At 68.1% G+C, this 15110-nt stretch carries 17 protein-coding genes; 2 read left to right on the forward strand and 15 right to left on the reverse strand.

Features of this window, described 5'->3' with window-relative positions; translation table 11 throughout:
• Positions 1–21: 21 nt before the first annotated feature.
• The 9 genes from SNOV_RS08705 to SNOV_RS08745 form a co-directional block, all read right to left on the reverse strand.
• On the reverse strand, positions 22–969 hold the full coding sequence (locus SNOV_RS08705) for a ribokinase (RefSeq protein WP_013166547.1): 948 nt from the start codon (positions 967–969) through the stop codon (positions 22–24).
• 30 nt (positions 970–999) lie between these two features.
• On the reverse strand, positions 1000–1446 hold the full coding sequence (rpiB, locus tag SNOV_RS08710; protein ID WP_013166548.1) for a ribose 5-phosphate isomerase B: 447 nt from the start codon (positions 1444–1446) through the stop codon (positions 1000–1002).
• 66 nt (positions 1447–1512) lie between these two features.
• Entirely contained in the window at positions 1513–2313 is an 801-nt protein-coding gene (locus SNOV_RS08715) for a transporter substrate-binding domain-containing protein (RefSeq protein WP_013166549.1), read from the reverse strand.
• Positions 2314–2353: 40 nt separating this feature from the next.
• Positions 2354–3124, reverse strand: coding sequence for an amino acid ABC transporter ATP-binding protein (locus SNOV_RS08720; RefSeq protein WP_013166550.1), 771 nt, complete (start codon positions 3122–3124; stop codon positions 2354–2356).
• Between the two features lie 33 nt (positions 3125–3157).
• Entirely contained in the window at positions 3158–3820 is a 663-nt protein-coding gene (locus SNOV_RS08725; RefSeq protein WP_013166551.1) for an amino acid ABC transporter permease, read from the reverse strand.
• Positions 3821–3830: 10 nt separating this feature from the next.
• Entirely contained in the window at positions 3831–4514 is a 684-nt protein-coding gene (locus SNOV_RS08730; RefSeq protein WP_013166552.1) for an amino acid ABC transporter permease, read from the reverse strand.
• 51 nt (positions 4515–4565) lie between these two features.
• Positions 4566–5477, reverse strand: coding sequence for an NAD(P)-dependent oxidoreductase (locus SNOV_RS08735; protein ID WP_013166553.1), 912 nt, complete (start codon positions 5475–5477; stop codon positions 4566–4568).
• A 32-nt stretch (positions 5478–5509) separates the two neighbouring features.
• A complete protein-coding gene (locus SNOV_RS08740; protein ID WP_013166554.1) occupies positions 5510–6262 on the reverse strand; it encodes a FadR/GntR family transcriptional regulator in 753 nt (250 codons plus the stop codon).
• 147 nt (positions 6263–6409) lie between these two features.
• Positions 6410–7303, reverse strand: a complete 894-nt coding sequence (locus SNOV_RS08745) for a LysR family transcriptional regulator (RefSeq protein ID WP_013166555.1) — start codon at positions 7301–7303, stop codon at positions 6410–6412.
• Positions 7304–7433: 130 nt separating this feature from the next.
• Between SNOV_RS08745 and SNOV_RS08750 the strand changes: the two genes are divergently transcribed.
• Positions 7434–7667 (forward strand): DUF1127 domain-containing protein, encoded by a 234-nt coding sequence (locus tag SNOV_RS08750; protein ID WP_013166556.1) that lies wholly within the window; start codon positions 7434–7436, stop codon positions 7665–7667.
• Positions 7664–9088: an FAD-binding protein gene (locus tag SNOV_RS08755; RefSeq protein ID WP_013166557.1), complete on the forward strand. Its 1425-nt coding sequence runs from the start codon at positions 7664–7666 to the stop codon at positions 9086–9088. The genes SNOV_RS08750 and SNOV_RS08755 overlap by 4 nt, the downstream gene beginning before the upstream one ends.
• A gap of 7 nt (positions 9089–9095) precedes the next feature.
• Here SNOV_RS08755 and SNOV_RS08760 read toward each other — a convergent pair whose 3' ends face one another.
• From SNOV_RS08760 to SNOV_RS08785, 6 genes are all read right to left on the reverse strand, one after another.
• The gene (locus SNOV_RS08760) at positions 9096–10214 is read right to left on the reverse strand and encodes a hypothetical protein (protein ID WP_013166558.1); all 1119 of its coding nucleotides are present in this window, start codon (positions 10212–10214) and stop codon (positions 9096–9098) included.
• A 28-nt stretch (positions 10215–10242) separates the two neighbouring features.
• Complete coding sequence (locus tag SNOV_RS08765; RefSeq protein WP_049785717.1) at positions 10243–11295, reverse strand: polysaccharide biosynthesis/export family protein; 1053 nt, start codon at positions 11293–11295, stop codon at positions 10243–10245.
• A 358-nt stretch (positions 11296–11653) separates the two neighbouring features.
• Positions 11654–11863 (reverse strand): hypothetical protein, encoded by a 210-nt coding sequence (locus tag SNOV_RS08770; RefSeq protein WP_013166560.1) that lies wholly within the window; start codon positions 11861–11863, stop codon positions 11654–11656.
• Between the two features lie 57 nt (positions 11864–11920).
• Positions 11921–12667 (reverse strand): ABC transporter ATP-binding protein, encoded by a 747-nt coding sequence (locus SNOV_RS08775; RefSeq protein WP_013166561.1) that lies wholly within the window; start codon positions 12665–12667, stop codon positions 11921–11923.
• Positions 12664–13488, reverse strand: a complete 825-nt coding sequence (locus SNOV_RS08780; protein ID WP_013166562.1) for an ABC transporter permease — start codon at positions 13486–13488, stop codon at positions 12664–12666. The genes SNOV_RS08775 and SNOV_RS08780 overlap by 4 nt, the downstream gene beginning before the upstream one ends.
• 14 nt (positions 13489–13502) lie before the next feature.
• Positions 13503–14951, reverse strand: a complete 1449-nt coding sequence (locus tag SNOV_RS08785) for a KpsE/RkpR family capsule polysaccharide export protein (protein ID WP_013166563.1) — start codon at positions 14949–14951, stop codon at positions 13503–13505.
• Positions 14952–15110: the final 159 nt, after the last annotated feature.

The raw sequence follows: 15110 nt of genomic DNA on the forward strand, positions 1-15110 counted from the left end.
TTCTTTCAGACGAAAGATTTTCTATGCGAGCGACGGGGCCGCCTTGGCACCCGCCGGCCCGGAAAGCCGGTCGTCGAGCTGTCGGCGGGTGGGCATGCCGTCCTGCGCGCCCGCGGCGAGGCAGGCGAGCGAGGCGGCGGCACAGGCGCGCCGGAGCGCCTCGTCCAGTCGCCCGTGCAAGGCGAGCTCGGCCGCCAGCACGCCGACGAAGGTATCGCCGGCGCCGGTGGTATCGACCGGCGTAACGGGCAGGGCGGGGGCGTGGTGGAGCGTGCCGTCCGGCTCGCAGGCGAAGGCCCCGGCGGCGCCGGCGGTGACGACGCAGATGGTGGAGCCCGCCTGCACGAGGCGCCGAGCGGCGTCCTTGAAATCGGAGGCACCACCGAGGGCTTCGGCGGCCATCATCGCCTCGATCTCGTTGACGACGAACACGTCCGTCGCCGCGAGAATGTCCCGCAGATCGGCCGCTTTGAGTCCGGGCGGAGCCGGGGCGAGGTTCCACACCACCCTGCCGCCCGCCGCCTTCACCTTGCGCGCGGCGTCGAGGCTGGCGGCGAGGGGGACCTCCATCTGCATCACCGCCACCGTGTCGGCACCGACGAGAGATTCCGGCAGGTCGCCCGCCGCGACGGCGCCATTGGCGCCGCTGGCCACGGTGATGGCGTTCTCGCCGGCGGCGTCGACGGTGATGAAGGCGCAGCCGGTCGGCTCGGCGCCGGTCAGGATATGTTCGGTGGCGACGCCGTTGGCGGCGAGGTTGCCGCGGCAGGACGCGCCGAAGCCGTCATTGCCGACGCGCCCGACCATCGCGACCTCACCGCCCATGCGGGCGGCGGCGACCGCCTGGTTCGCGCCCTTGCCACCGAACAGCGTGCGGTAGCCGGGCGACAGGACGGTCTCGCCCGGCCGCGGAATGGCGGCGACCGAGGCGACGAGGTCCATGTTGATCGAACCGAAGACCAGGATCATCCGTTTCTCCGCCCCGCCAGTCTGCGGCTTTCAGCCTTCGGCATCCATCTGGTGCAGCTTCTCCACTCGGCGCCGGAAATCCTCGTCGGTGGAGAATTCGGCGCTCAGATAGGAGGCGACGAGGTCCTTGGCGAGCCACGGGCCGATGATCTGCGCGCCGATGCACATGACGTTGACGTCGTCATGCTCCACCGACTGATGCGCCGAGTGGATGTCGTGGCACACCGCGGCGCGGATGCCCTTCATCTTGTTGGCGGCGATCGAGGCGCCGACGCCCGTGCCGCAGACCATGATGCCGCGCTCGGCCTCGCCGGAGGTGACCTTGGCGGCGACCTGGCGGGCGATGTCGGGAAAGTCGACCGGCTTGTCGTCATACGAGCCGACGTCGATCACCTCGTGGCCGAGGCTGCGGACGTGCTCGATGACGGCGCCCTTCAGCGACCAGCCGGCATGATCGGATCCAATGACGAGGCGCATATTCGGTTCCTTCTGATCAGGGGAGAGGCGGCGCCCGCTCATGGGCGCCGCCGGATCGGGTACGGCTCAGCTGGCGCCGCGCATATTCGCCGGCAGGTCGGCGCCGTGGTACTTCTTGTAGATCGCGTTCAGCTTGCCGTTCTTGATGTTCTCGGCGATCCACTCGTTGAGCTTGGCCTTGAGGCGCGGCTCGCCCTTCTTCACGCCCATGGCGAGGTTGAAAGTGGTGATCAGCACCTTCGGCTCGAAGGCGCGGGCCGGGTTCTTCACGCCGATCTGGTTGACGATGGTGGCAGAGGTGGCGATGAAATCGGCCTGGCCTGTCACCGCTGCGGTCACCATGGTGGCGTCGTCGTCATAGCGGGCGACGTTGAAGCCGCCGCCTTCCTTGGCGCGGTTGGTGAGGGCGGTGTCCTGCGTGGTGCCGCGCGAAACGGCGATGGTCTTGCCCTTCAGGCCGTCCCAGTCCTTCACCTCGATGGTCTTCAGGCCGCCGACGACGGATTCCAGCGCCGCATAGGGGTCGGTGAAGTCGATCACCTTGGCGCGCTCGGGCGTGACCGAGAGCGTGGAGATGACGACGTCGGCCTTATTGGTCTGCAGGTTCGGGATGCGGGTGGCGCCGGTGGTCTGCACCCATTCGATTGTCAGGCCGAGATCCTTCGCCAGCAACTCGGCGGTCTCCACGTCCGAGCCGACCGGCTTCATGCTGGAATCCATCATGCCCGAGGGCGGGATGGCGAGGTCGGTCGAGATGCGGATCTTCTTCGCCGCCATGATGTCGTCGAGCAGATCGGCCTTGGCGGCGGTGCCGCCGACGAGGAATGCCGCCGCCAGGGCGGCCGCGAGGACGGAATGCTTGAGCATGCGCTTCTCCCTTTTGCTTGTCGTGGTTGGTCTTTTCGGCTCAGAGCCCGGTGCCGACGAACTGCGCGAGTTCGGGCGTGGAGGGCAATGAGAGGATGTCGGCCGGTCCCGCCTCGTGGACCTTGCCCTTGTGCATGAACACCACTTGATCGGCGATGCCGCGCGCGAAGCCCATCTCGTGGGTGACCATCACCATGGTCATGCCGTCGGCGGCGAGCGCCTCGATCACCTTCAGCACCTCGCCGGTGAGTTCGGGATCGAGCGCCGAGGTGACCTCGTCGAACAGCATCACCTTGGGCTGCATCGCCAGCGAACGGGCGATGGCGGCGCGCTGCTGCTGGCCGCCGGAAAGCTGCTCGGGATAGGCGTGCAGCTTTTCCTCGAGCCCCACCTGCGCCAGCACCTTGGCGGCGAGCGCGCGGGCCTCGGCCTTCGGCACGCCCTTCACCGCGTGCGGGGCGAGAGTGATGTTCTCCTCGATGGTGAGATGTGGGAACAAGTTGTAGCTCTGGAACACTATGCCGACGTCGAGCCGCAGCGCGCGCAGGTCGAGCCCCGCGTCGTCGACGCGGCGGCCGCACACCTCGATCTCGCCGCCGTCGATGCTCTCGAAGCGGTCGATGCAGCGCAGCGCCGTGCTCTTGCCCGAGCCGGAGCGGCCGATGAGCACCGTCACCTCGCCGCGCGCCACCTCGAAGCTGACGCCGTCGAGCACCTTCAGCGGGCCGAAGCTCTTGTGGACCTGGCGCATCGCCACGACGGGAGCGATGCCGTTGGTAGCCGGGGCGGATTGGATGGCGGAGATGTTCATGGGAGCGTTCCTTCGCGTTCCTCGTGGCCGGCCTCAGGCAAGGGCCGGCTTCTTCTGGAGGGCCGTGCGCTCCAGCCGGCGGCTGAGGCGCGAGAGCGGGTAGCAGAGCGAGAAGTAGACGACGGCGATGATCGAGTAGATGAGGAAGGGTTCGAACATCGAGTTGTTGATGATCTGGCCCGAGCGCGTGAGCTCGACGAAGCCGACCACCGACGCGAGCGAGGTGTTCTTGATGATCTGCACCATGAACCCGACCGTCGGGGGCGTGGCGATGCGGATTGCCTGCGGCAGGATCACCTTGACCATGCGCTGGCTGCGCGAGAGCGCGAGCCCTTCCGCCGCCTCCCATTGCGGCCTCGGCACCGCCTCGATGCAGCCGCGCCAGATCTCGCCGAGATAGGCGGCGACGAAGATGGTCATGGAGGCGCCGGCCGCGGCAAGCGGTGAGATGTTGAAGCCGATCGCCGCCAGCCCGAAGAAGGACAGGAACATGATGACCAGCAGCGGCGTGCCTTGGATCAGCTGCACATAGGTGGCCGCGAGCAGGCGCACCGTGCGGCTGGGCGAGACCCGGCCCAACGCGACGAGGAAGCCAGCGAGGCCGCCGCCGACGAGCGCGATGACGGACAGGCCGATGGTCCAGAGCGCGCCATGGCCGAGGAAGAGAAGGTGGTTGACGTTGAGAGCACCGCCCATGGTCATCTCCTCACAGCGGGGTGCCGAGGCGGCGGCGGCGCGGAAACAGCGCGAGCCCGAGCAGCCAGAAGCCGAACCGCATGACGAAGGACAGCGCGACGTAGATCAGCGCGACCACGATGTAAGTTTCGAAGGAGCGGTAGGTCTCCGACTGGATGTAGTTGGCGACCGCGGTCAGTTCCTCGGCCGAGATCTGCGAGGTGACCGAGGAAGCCAGCATCAGCAGCACGAACTGGCTGGTCAGCGCCGGGTAGACCCGCTCGATGCCCGGCCAGATGATGACGTGCCAGTAGATCTGCGCCTTCGACAGGCCGAGGCCCTCGGCGGCCTCGATCTGGCCCCTGACGATGGAATCGAAGCCGGCGCGCATGATCTCCGTCGTGTAGGCGCCGACATTGATGGTCAGCGCCACGGCGGCGACCGTGAAGGCGGAGAACTTCAATCCGAGGCTCGACAGGCCGAAATAGACCAGGAAGATCTGCACGAGCAGCGGCGTGTTGCGGATGCCCTCGACATAGGCGCCGCACAGGCGCTCGATTAGCGGATTGCCGCCGCGCCGGCCGATGGCGCCGAACACGCCGATGATGGCGCCGCAGACCACCGCGATGAAGGCCAGCTCAAGCGTCAGCGTGGCGCCGTCGAGCAGGCTGCGCCAGCGGTCGAGCACGACCGAGAAATCAAGTTCGAGACCCATGGTGGAGGCACCACCTATCTGTCGACGATGTGCGGGCGCACCCGCGTCGGATCAGCCGTTGTCCGGATGGCGCGGCTGGTTGGCCATGCGGTCATAGACGCGAAACAACGCCTGGTTGCCGTTAGACCCCTCGCCATGGGCGCGCGCCTCGACATACTGGCTGGTGACCAGGGCGGTGGCGGGCAGTGGCACGGAGAGCGCGAGCGCCTGCTCCTGCACGAGGCGCAGGTCCTTCAGCATCAGGTCGATGCGGAAGCCGGCCGAGGCGTCGCCCATGATCATCGCCGGGCCCAGCTTGTCGAGCATCCATGAGGCGGCCGAGCCGCCGAGCAGCACGCCGCGCATCTGTTCCAGATCGACGCCGAAGGCGCGGCCGAGCGCCAGCGCCTCGCAGATTGCCTGGATGTTGATGCCGCAGATGAGCTGGTTGCACAGCTTCACCGCCTGCCCGGCGCCGGGGGCGCCGACATGGTTGATGGTGGTGCCCATGGCCTCGAAGAACGGCTTGGCGCGGGCGAAGGCCTGCGCCTCGCCGCCGGCCATGATGGACAGCGTCGCGTTCTTGGCGCCGATGGGGCCACCGGAGACGGGAGCGTCGATCATGTCGACGCCGACGCGCTTGAGCTCGGCCGCCATACGCTGCACCGCGACCGGCGAGATGGTGCTCATGTCGACGACGAGCCGCCCGCGCGGCGGGTCGGCCAGCAGGCCGCCGGGGCCGAGCACGATCTCCTCGACCTGCGGCGTGTCGGGCAGCATGGTGATGGCGATGTCGGCGTCGCGGGCCGCATCGGCCGGGCCTGTCGCGGCCTCGGCGCCCAGCGCGACCAGATCGTCGATCGCCTTCGGCACGACGTCGAACACGCGCACGGCGAAGCCGGCCTCGAGGAGGTTGCGTGCCATTTCGCGACCCATCGTGCCGAGGCCGATGAAGCCGACGCTTCCCTGTTCTTTCCGTCCCATATCTAACCTTCGTCTTCTTGTTGTCAGGCTGGTCAATCGGGCTGGTCGGCCCGGCGCCCTCCCTGAATCGCGAGTTTCCGGCGGAATTCGTCGCCGATGGCGAAGTGCTCGCGCAGCGAGCGGTCGGCAACCTCTGGATCGCCGCCGACGATGGCATCGAAGACCCGCTTGTGGTCCTCGATGAGGTAGGTGCGCATGTCGAAGACGCGCACCAGATGCCGGCGGTCGAGATGCGAGCGCATCAGCACTGCCGACATGGAATCGTAGAGCACCAGCAGCGTCTCCGAGCCGCTGGCCCGGACGATGGCGTGGTGGAAGTCGAAATCGGCCCGGCCGCCCGCCTCGACGTCGTCGATGGTTTCCTCGATCTGCCGGAGCGCGGCCTGCAGCCGCTCGAGGTCGGCGACGCTGGCGCGCTCGGCGGCGAGGCGGATCGACTGGCACTCGATGGCCACGCGCGCCTGGACGATGTCGTCCATCAGGTCGGCGCGGTGCGAGAGCGCGAAGGTAAAGAAGTCGTTCAGCACCGAGATGTCCGGCCGGCGCACGATGGTGCCGACGCGGTCGCGGATCTCGACAATGCCGAGCACGGTGAGCGCGCGCAGCGCCTCGCGCAGGATGGGGCGGCTCACCCCGAGCTGCGCGGCGAGCTCGCGCTCCGGAATCAGCCGGTCGCCGGGCTTGAGCGACCCGGCGAGCAGCCTTTCCCGCAGGAAGGCGAACACCTTCTCGAAGCCTTTTCCGCCCTGGTCGTCGAGGCGCGTGATCTCAAATGCGTCGCTCATGGCTCATTTTGTACCGTGGTCAGACCAAGATGCATACCACGGACATCCACGTCAAGCGGCTCCGTCCTCGGAGGGGATGATCGTGCCGGGAGAAGGATGTTTCGGCTGTGGACCGCGTTCGGCTTCAGTCGGGCTCCTGCGACCGCGCTACAGGCTTTCGCGCTTCAGCCGGGCGGCGAGCTCGTCGACGAACAGGCGGGTCTTGGCGAGCGGGATCTTGCCGGCCGGCCAGACGGCATGGATCGGAATGCGCGCATCCTCGAAATCCTCGAGGATCACCTCCACCGCACCGGCGTCGACCAGACCGCGGATCTGCCACAGCGGCGTGAGGCCGATGCCGAGCCCGGCCGCCACCGCGGCATGCGTCGCCGCCGCGCTGTCGCTGCCGAAGCGGCCCTGCACGCGCACGGCCCTGCGCCGCCCGCCGACGCGGAAGGTCCAGCTATCGCTGCGCCCCTCGGCGTGGCGCAGCACGCATTCGTGCCGCACGAGATCGTCGGGGTGCTGCGGGCGGCCGTGGCGGGCAAAATAGTCCGGCGACCCGAAGGCGACGACGCGCAGTTCGCCGAGGCGGCGCGTCATGAGGCTGGAATCGGCCATCTCGCGGATGCGCACCGCCACGTCGATGCCGTCCTCCAGCAGGTTGACCATGCGATCGGAGACCTTCAGCTCGATCTCGACGCCGGGATGACGCTCCATGAAGGCGGCGATGGCCGGCACCACATAGGCCGGCGCGAAGAAGACCGGGGCGGCGATGCGCAGAAGGCCGCTCGGTTCGCCGCGCGCCTTGGCGGCCTCCAACCTTGCATCGTTGATCTCGGCCAGCGCCGGCTTGACCCGCTCATAGAAGGCGCGGCCGGCGTCCGTCAGATGCGAGTGGCGGGTGGTGCGCCGCACCAGCTCGACCCCGACGCTACGCTCCAGCGCCGCCAGCGACCGGTTGATCGACTGCAGCGAGCGGCGCAGGTGGCGCGCCGCCGCGGTCTGGCTGCCCTTCTCGGCGACGGCCAGGAAGGCCTCGATGTCATCGAGCCGGTCCATGCACATTTTCCCGTTTTCCGGGAGAATGTATCACGCGCGCAACCGATTGTAGCGCACACCGCATGTACCCACTTGCGAACGAACCGGCGGCCGCGCGCCGCCACCCTGTTTCCGCAAGCGGAGATGCCACATGAGCCGAGCATCCGATGCACATGCAACTTATTATCTTTCCGCCTCCAGCCGCCGTTCGGCATCGCGGCTGACACGACTCCTCGACTGGCTGCGCGCCGAGCGCCGCATCCGCGCCGGCATTCGCGACCTGGAGGCGCTGGACGACCACACGCTGCGCGACATCGGGCTGACGCGGGCCGAGATCGCACATGTCGCACGATCGGCTCGCTCCACGCCGGGAGGCCGCCGATGATCGACCGGCGTATGATGCTGGGCAGCGGCCTCGGCTATGCCGCGGCGCTTGGCGGGGACGCGGCCATGCCGGCAGCGGCGGCGCAATATCCGAAGCTCGCCGTCGCCGGCGCGTTCGATTGCGACGCCCGGACGCTGGACGCGGCGTCGGAGGATTTCGGCCATGTCGTCCGCCGGCGGCCCTGGCTGGTCGTCCGGCCGGCGTCGGCCGCCGACATCGCTGCGGTGATCCGCTGGGCCGATATACGCCGGCTGAAGGTCGCCGCCCGCGGGCAAGGCCATTCGACCTATGGCCGCGCCATGGCTTTCGGCGGCATCGTCATCGACATGGGCGCGATGAACGCGGTCCACCTGATCGAGCCCGACCGCGTCGTCGTCGATGCCGGCGCGACATGGCAGGAGGTGCTCGCCGCCACCCTGCCGCGCGGGCTCACGCCGCCGGTGCTGACCAACTATCTCGGCCTGTCGGTCGGCGGCACGCTCGCGGTCGGCGGCATAGGCGGGGCGACGTCCCGCAACGGCATGCAGACGGACAATGTGCTCGCCCTGGACGTGGTCACGGGCGACGGCCGCGAGCTCGCCTGCTCGGCCGAACACAATCGCGACCTGTTCGACGCCGTCCGCGGCGGGCTCGGCCAGTGCGGCATCGTCACCCGCGCGACGCTTCGGCTGGTGCCGGCGCCCGAGCGGGTGCGGCGCGTGCAGCTGTTCTACCCGGACCTGCATTCGCTCACCGCGGACCAGCGTCTCGTGCTGGGAGAGGGGCGCTTCGACCAGTTGCAGGGGGCGGTCCTGCCGGACACGGACGGCTGGCGCTACCAGATCGAGGGCGCGGTGTACTACGACGGCGGCGCAGCACCGGACATCGAGGCGCGGCTCGCCGGATTGTCCGACCTCCGTGAGGAGGCCGCGACCACCGATCTCGCCTATCTGGACGATGCCACCGCCTTCGCCAAGCTGGAGGCCCTGCTGCGCGCGAACGGCCAATGGTTCACGCCGCATCCCTGGTGGCTGAGCTTCCTGCGCGGCTCCAATGCGGAGCATGTCGCCACCGGCATTATCGAGGAACTGAGCCTAGAAGACATCGGGCCTTTCGGGCGCGTCGCCTGGTATCCGCTCGCGACGCAGGCCCTGAGGGCTCCGCTGCTACGAATGCCGGAGGAGGAGGTCGCCTTCGTCTTCAACCTCATCCGCTTTCCGCCCTCGGACGATCCGGCCACCGTCGAGGCGACGGTCGCCCGCAACCGCGCGCTCTATGAACGCGTGCGCGGGGAGGGCGGCGTCCTCTATCCGGTCAGCGCCTTCCCGATGACCGCAGAGGACTGGCGGGAGCATTTCGGCCCTGCCTGGCCGCGCCTGCGCGAAGCCAAGGCGCGCTACGATCCCCATAACACGCTGACGCCGGGCTACGAGGTGTTCTGACGTCTCCTCACCGCGCCCAGTAGGCCGGATCGGCGATAGCGCCGACATTCGGCAGGGCGCTGTCCGGCGGCAGAGGGCGCACGTTCGTGTAGTCCTCGCACAGCGTCATGTACCAGAGATGGCTCTCGCCGCTCTTCGGGTCGACGATGGCGCGCACATAAGCGTCGCCCGCGCCAGCCGCGTCGGTGAAGCGCGTACGGGGCGAGATGTCGAAGGTCCCGCCCGCCGGCGGGCCGCAGCGCCCGCGCTTGTAGAGCTCGCGGGCGAGGTCGGGCGCCGCGCGGCCGCTGCGCGGATGTACCCAGTCCTCGCGCGCCCATTTCTCCCAGCGCGACAGGCCTAACTCGCGGGTCCAGTAGGTCTGCTCCATCTGCAGCGTCTTGCCGGGGGAGAGGCCGTCGCGGCTCACCTGGGCGAAATGGCCGGAGACGATCGACACCATCTCGCGTTTCCCGGTGTAGCGCATGGGCGTGACCAGCCAGGTGGTCAGCGCCCGGCGGTAGCGGGTGGGGCAGGCCTCCGGCAGGGCCGAGGCGGCGCCGGTGGCGAGGCGGCCTTCAAACACGCCGTAGCCGCTCTCGCCCACCGCCGGCACCGCCGTCGGCGCGATCACCCAGCCGCGGAAGAAGCGGCGGGAGGAGCGGGTGCCGTCGCGGCACAGCGGCGTCTGGTAGATCGACGGTGCCACCGGGCTGTAACTGCCCATGATGAAGCCGTAGCCGTCGTCGTACCACTGGATCGAGGCGCCGCCCTCGCCGGGCTTGGCCTTCCGGCTGCCGCGGCCGCAGGGTTCGGGGGGAAGGGTGATGGTGGAGGAGACGATGCGGGTCTCGCCGTCGCGCTCCACGGGACGGTTGAGCTTCTGCACCGTGCCGCCGTCCTCGGCGCAGGCGCGGCCGGGATTGAGGAAGTTGCGCAGCTCATAGGGCGGCGTCTCACCGACGCGGATGTCGCGGCGGCGCTCGCAGCCGACATCTCCCGGCATGAGCGCGGGCAGGATGCGGTCGGAAGCATCGACGCACACATCCATGATCATGTAGTCGGAGATCGGCACCGGCTCGGCCGCGCGCAGCGGCACCGCGCCGACCAGCAGGAGGAAGGCCGCGCCGGCCATGTTTCTGTTCATGGCCGGCCTCCGTTGCTGGCGGGGTCCGCTAGTCGGTAACCGCCACCGCGTTCGAGCGGATCATCGTGCTGATGGTCTGCGCCATGCGCAGGAACTTGTTGAACTCGGCACCCGGCGCATTGGCGACGTAGACGATATCGCCGACACGGATCGGGAAGGCGCGGGCGACGAAGTAGCCGCTCGGATCCTTGAGGTTCAACCGGTAGATGACCGGCACCAGCGTGTTGCCGTTGAGGTGCGGCGATTCCGGATTGAAGGCCCGCACCACCGCCGCCTGCTCGTAGCGGAAGATGAAGATGCCGCTCGGATCGGCAAGGCTGTCGATCAGGCCGCCCGACACGCCCATGGCTTCCGCCACGGTGAAGTCGTCCCGGTCGATCGCCATCTCGCCGGCACCTTTCACCGCGCCCAGCGCCGTGAAGGTCTGCGGACGGCGGAAGACGTAGACGGTGTCGCCCGGCCGCATGAAGACGTTCTCGTCCGGCTGGGCGAGGATGGCGGAGAGCTGCATCGTCTGGCTGCGCTTGCCGCGCGTCACCCGCACGAAGGTCTCGTGCGGCGGGCCCTTGATGCCGCCCGCCTGAGCGATCACCTCGAGCAGCCGGTCGCCCTTGACGTTGAGGTTCACCCGGCCGGCGCCGGTCAGGTCGCCGACCACCACCACCGAGGCGGAGGTCTGCTCGGGCAGGGTGACCAGCACCTGCGGCTCGATCGCCTTGCCCTTCAGCCCTTCCTCGATGGTCTTCGCGATCTCGCTCGGACGCTTGCCGACCACCGAGATGTCGCCGACATAGGGAACCTTGATGCGCCCTTCGCGGTCCACCGTCTGCGCCGGCAGCGTCTCGCTGCCCGAGCCGGTATCCGTCCCGCTCGTCGACCGCCCGCCGAACAGGCCGCCGGTGCTCGCCTCCCAGATGGAGACCGAGACCACGTCGCCGACATTCACCCGGGTTTCCGGCGCCAGCCGCGCGCCGCCGAAGCTGCGGGCCAGGCTCGGCGAACGCCACGCGCTCATTGCGTGGATCGTCCGCGCGTCGACGTCGACGATCTCGTATTCGGTCGGCTCGGTTTGCGGCGACATCACCTCCTGGGTCGTGGGGCCCGACCCGGGAAAGAAGACACATCCACCAAGCGCCATACACAACGCGGCTAGCCCGGTGAGGCTGGCCTTCGGACCACGCATAATCAAGCCGCCCGATCCCTGTTACTCTCGAATGGGTCATGTAAACCGGATCGAGGCTATTATTCCCTTGCCATGGCCAAAAACGGACAACTAAGCTCGCTCCTGTGCTCACAAGGACACAGAAAAGGCCACGGCATAACTCGCGGTCTTATAATAGTACCGCAAATTATATACTTGGAATTGCGCTGCATTGATGCAGAGCGCGAAATATCCGATGCCGACCGACCTGGTCGGCATCGGAGCTGCGCCGAAAGCGTCACTCGGCGGCGACGGGCGTGGCAAGCTTCGCCTGGCGGGCGAAGAAATTGCGCTCCGCCTTCAGCGCGCGGCGCGCCGCCTGGATGCATTCCTTGCGCTTCTGCACGCTGAGCTCCTTCCAGGCCTCCTGGTCGAACTCGACGAGGCGGCGGGCCACGAAGCGCTCGAGTTCGCGGCTGATCTCAGGCATGGTGTTCAGGTCGTTCATGTCGGCTCCTTCAGGTTGGATCGGGACCTCCCCGACCGAAAGTGATGGAAAACGACTTCAGGCCGATGGCCCGAAGGGTTCGTCAGCGAACCTCTCCTCCTCGTCCTCCTCGTCTTCCGGCGCGCTGTCCGTATCGGACGCCGTGCCGGGATCGAGGGAGCGAAAGAGACGTATGGCGTCGCCGATCCGCTCGAACATGTGCAGCCGACCCTCATGCAGGACGGCGCCGATGTCCGCGAACCTACGAAGCATCTGTGGGGATCGTGTGGTGAAAATCAGCGTCGCCTGTGTCCGGCGCGCCTGCACCAGCTCGGCGCAGCGCTCACGGAAGACGCCCGTGCCGCCGAACAGCGCCTCGTCGGCGAGGTAGATGTCGAAGGGCAGGGCGTAGGAGGCGGCGAACAGGAAGCGCGAGCGGCGCTCGCGCGTGTAGCTCGACAGCGGCTGGTCGATCGCCTCGCCCATCTGCGCGAAACAGGCGACGAACCGCGCGGCGGCATCGCCGTCGAAGCCGTTGACGCGGGCGACGAAATGCAGGTTCTCGCGGCCGGTCAGCGCCGCGTGATAGGCCTGCGTGGTGGCGACAGGTGGTGACACCGAGCCGTGCCGGCGGACCTTGCCGTGGTCGGGCAGGATCGAACCGCCGATCAGCCGGAGCAGCGTCGACTTGCCGGCGTTGCGCACGCCGAGGATGCCGACCGAGGCGCCGCGCGGGAAGGTCGCGTCGAGATGCTCGAACACCCGGCGCGGGCCGTGCGAGGCGCGGAACGTCTTGGCGACGCCGGATATCTCCACCGCCATCATATCAGCCTCGCCCGGAAGACGCGCTCGAGCGCCAGCCCGATGAGCAGGGAGACGACGGCGAAGCCGAGGATGTAGCCCTTGTCGAGGGTGAGCGTGGGGTAGGTCAGGTAGAAGCCGGAGCGGAACCATTCCAGCCCGTGCAGCAGCGGATTCCAGGCGAGCACGGCGCGGACCGGCGGGGGCATGAAGTCCGGCACGAAGAACACGCCGGACAGGAAGATGAGCGAGCGCGACGCCACGCCGTAGAACACCGCCCACAGCCGGAAGAAGGCGCCGATCACACCGTTGATGAGACCGAAGGCGATGGCCAGGAACGCGGTGGCGGCAAAGCCCTCGATCGCCAGCAGCGGACGGATCGGGATCGCTTCCTTGACCCCCGTCGCATAGATGAAGGTGAACAGCAGCACCGCGACGAACAGCAGCGTCAGCGTCTCCAGCAGCGCGCGCGCCAGCATGATGTCGAGCGGCTGGATGGGCGCGAGCGCCCGCACCAGACCGCTGGCGCGGATCGCGCCCGTCGTGCGGCCGGAGACGTGGGTGAACAAGAAGAACGGCAGGATGCCGGTGCCGAGGAACAGCAGCAGGCTGGTGCCGAACTCCGGCCGCCGGCCGATATAGGTGAAGATCGTCATCATCATGGTGAGCTGGAGGATCGGCTCCAGCAGCGCCAGGAGATAGCTGAGGCGCGAATGCACCGAGCGCAGGCGCATCTCGCGCAGCATCAGCGCGATGACGACGCGCCCCTGCGCGCGCAAGCCTTCGGCGAAGCGGCGCGGGCTGAAGCCTTGCTCGGGAGCGTCGAAGGGCGGGGTGTAGGTCATCGCCGCTCCCCCGCTCAGGCCACGTGATCGCGGATGGAGAAGAAGACCATGACGCTGATGAACCACAGCGCGCCGGCGGCCAGGAACACGATCAGCGTCGAGATGACCCGCCGCGGATATTCGCTCGCCTGCGCCAGCGCCGGCTGCACATAGGTCGCGACATAGGTCTGCTGCGCGGCGGCCTCGGAGCGGGCCAACTCCAGCGCGGAGAGGGTGGTGTCGTAATACTTCTCGGCGAACTGCCGGCTGAGGTCGACGTCCTCGTAATTCGCCAGGATGTCCGACAGTACCGGGTTGGCGGCGATCGCCGCGGCCGTGGCGGAGCCGGCGGCCGGAGCTTCCTTGCCCTGGGCAGCACCGGCCCGGGACCCATTCGCCGGCACGCCGGTTTGTCCACCTTTGCCCATCTCGCCCTCGATGGAGGCGATCTGCTTTTGCGTGGCGGCGATGCGGCTCTCCAGCACCTTCACGGTCGGCGCGTTGGGATTCATGTAGGTGCGCAGCGAGGCGAGCTGCGACTGCAGCCCTGCCAACTCGCCGCGCAGCTTCATGGTCAGGTCGAGCGTGCCGCCGGCAGTGCGGGCGGCATCGGGCGTCTGCTGGCTGTCACGGAACTGGCGCAGGGCCGCCCGGGCGCCGCGCAGCCGCTCCTCGGCGCGGGAAACGTCGTTCTCGGCGAACTTCACCGCGTCCCGCCGGGCGCGGGCGGAAATCTCGTTGATCAGCCTCTCGCTCTGGGTCACCAGCGTCGCGGCGATCTTGTGGGCATCCTCGGCGGTGAAGGCGCGCACGCGCACGAGGGCGAGGCCGGTGGCGAGGTCGAAATTGGCGTCGATCATCGACTGCCAGTAGGTGACGAGGTTCTCCATCGTCTCCTCGCCGCGTAGCCGCGAGAGGTAGTCGACACCGCCGCGCGTATACATCTCGCGCAAATCGACGGTCTTCATCAGATCCTCAACCGCCTGGCGGCTGGTGAGATAGTCGACCACCAGGAAGTTGTCGGTGAACATGCCCATCCCGCGCGCCGCCGCGCCGAGCGCGGTGCTCGCTGCGCTGGTACCGGCCGGCGCGAAATCCTGGCTGCGCACCGCGAAGCGGAACTCCGACATGTACTGGTTGGAGACGAAGAGGCCGCAATAGATCCCGGCCGCCAGCGTCGGCACGGCGACCATCAGCAGGAACGACGCCCACAGCCCGACGGAGCGCTTGCGACGGCCCTTGCGCGGCAGACCGGCGATGTCGGGCGCCTGCGCGTCGGCCAGCGGGAAGCCGTCGCGCTTGGCCGCCGGCCGCGCGGGCTTGGCGCGGGCAGGGGCGCGCACGTCGCCACCGTCGTCCGGCACCTCCTGCGGCACCGGGCGAAGTGGCTTGGCCTTGGCGGCAGGCACGGGCTTTGCCACCTCCGGCAGCGACTCGTCCACCGGCTCGGCCTTCATGTCGAGGATCGGGTGCAGCTTATTCATGCGATCCCGCTTCCCTTCATTCGCAATGCGCACGCAACGGATATGTGAGATTCAGCATAATATCGTTCAATCAGGCTATACATGCCAATATTATTCGATGAATGGAAAGTTAATTTCTTATTCTGGTCACGAAAATACCCAGAACTGTGATCTATTGTT

It is taken from the genome of Ancylobacter novellus DSM 506, from assembly GCF_000092925.1.
In the GTDB taxonomy this organism is placed as follows: domain Bacteria; phylum Pseudomonadota; class Alphaproteobacteria; order Rhizobiales; family Xanthobacteraceae; genus Ancylobacter; species Ancylobacter novellus.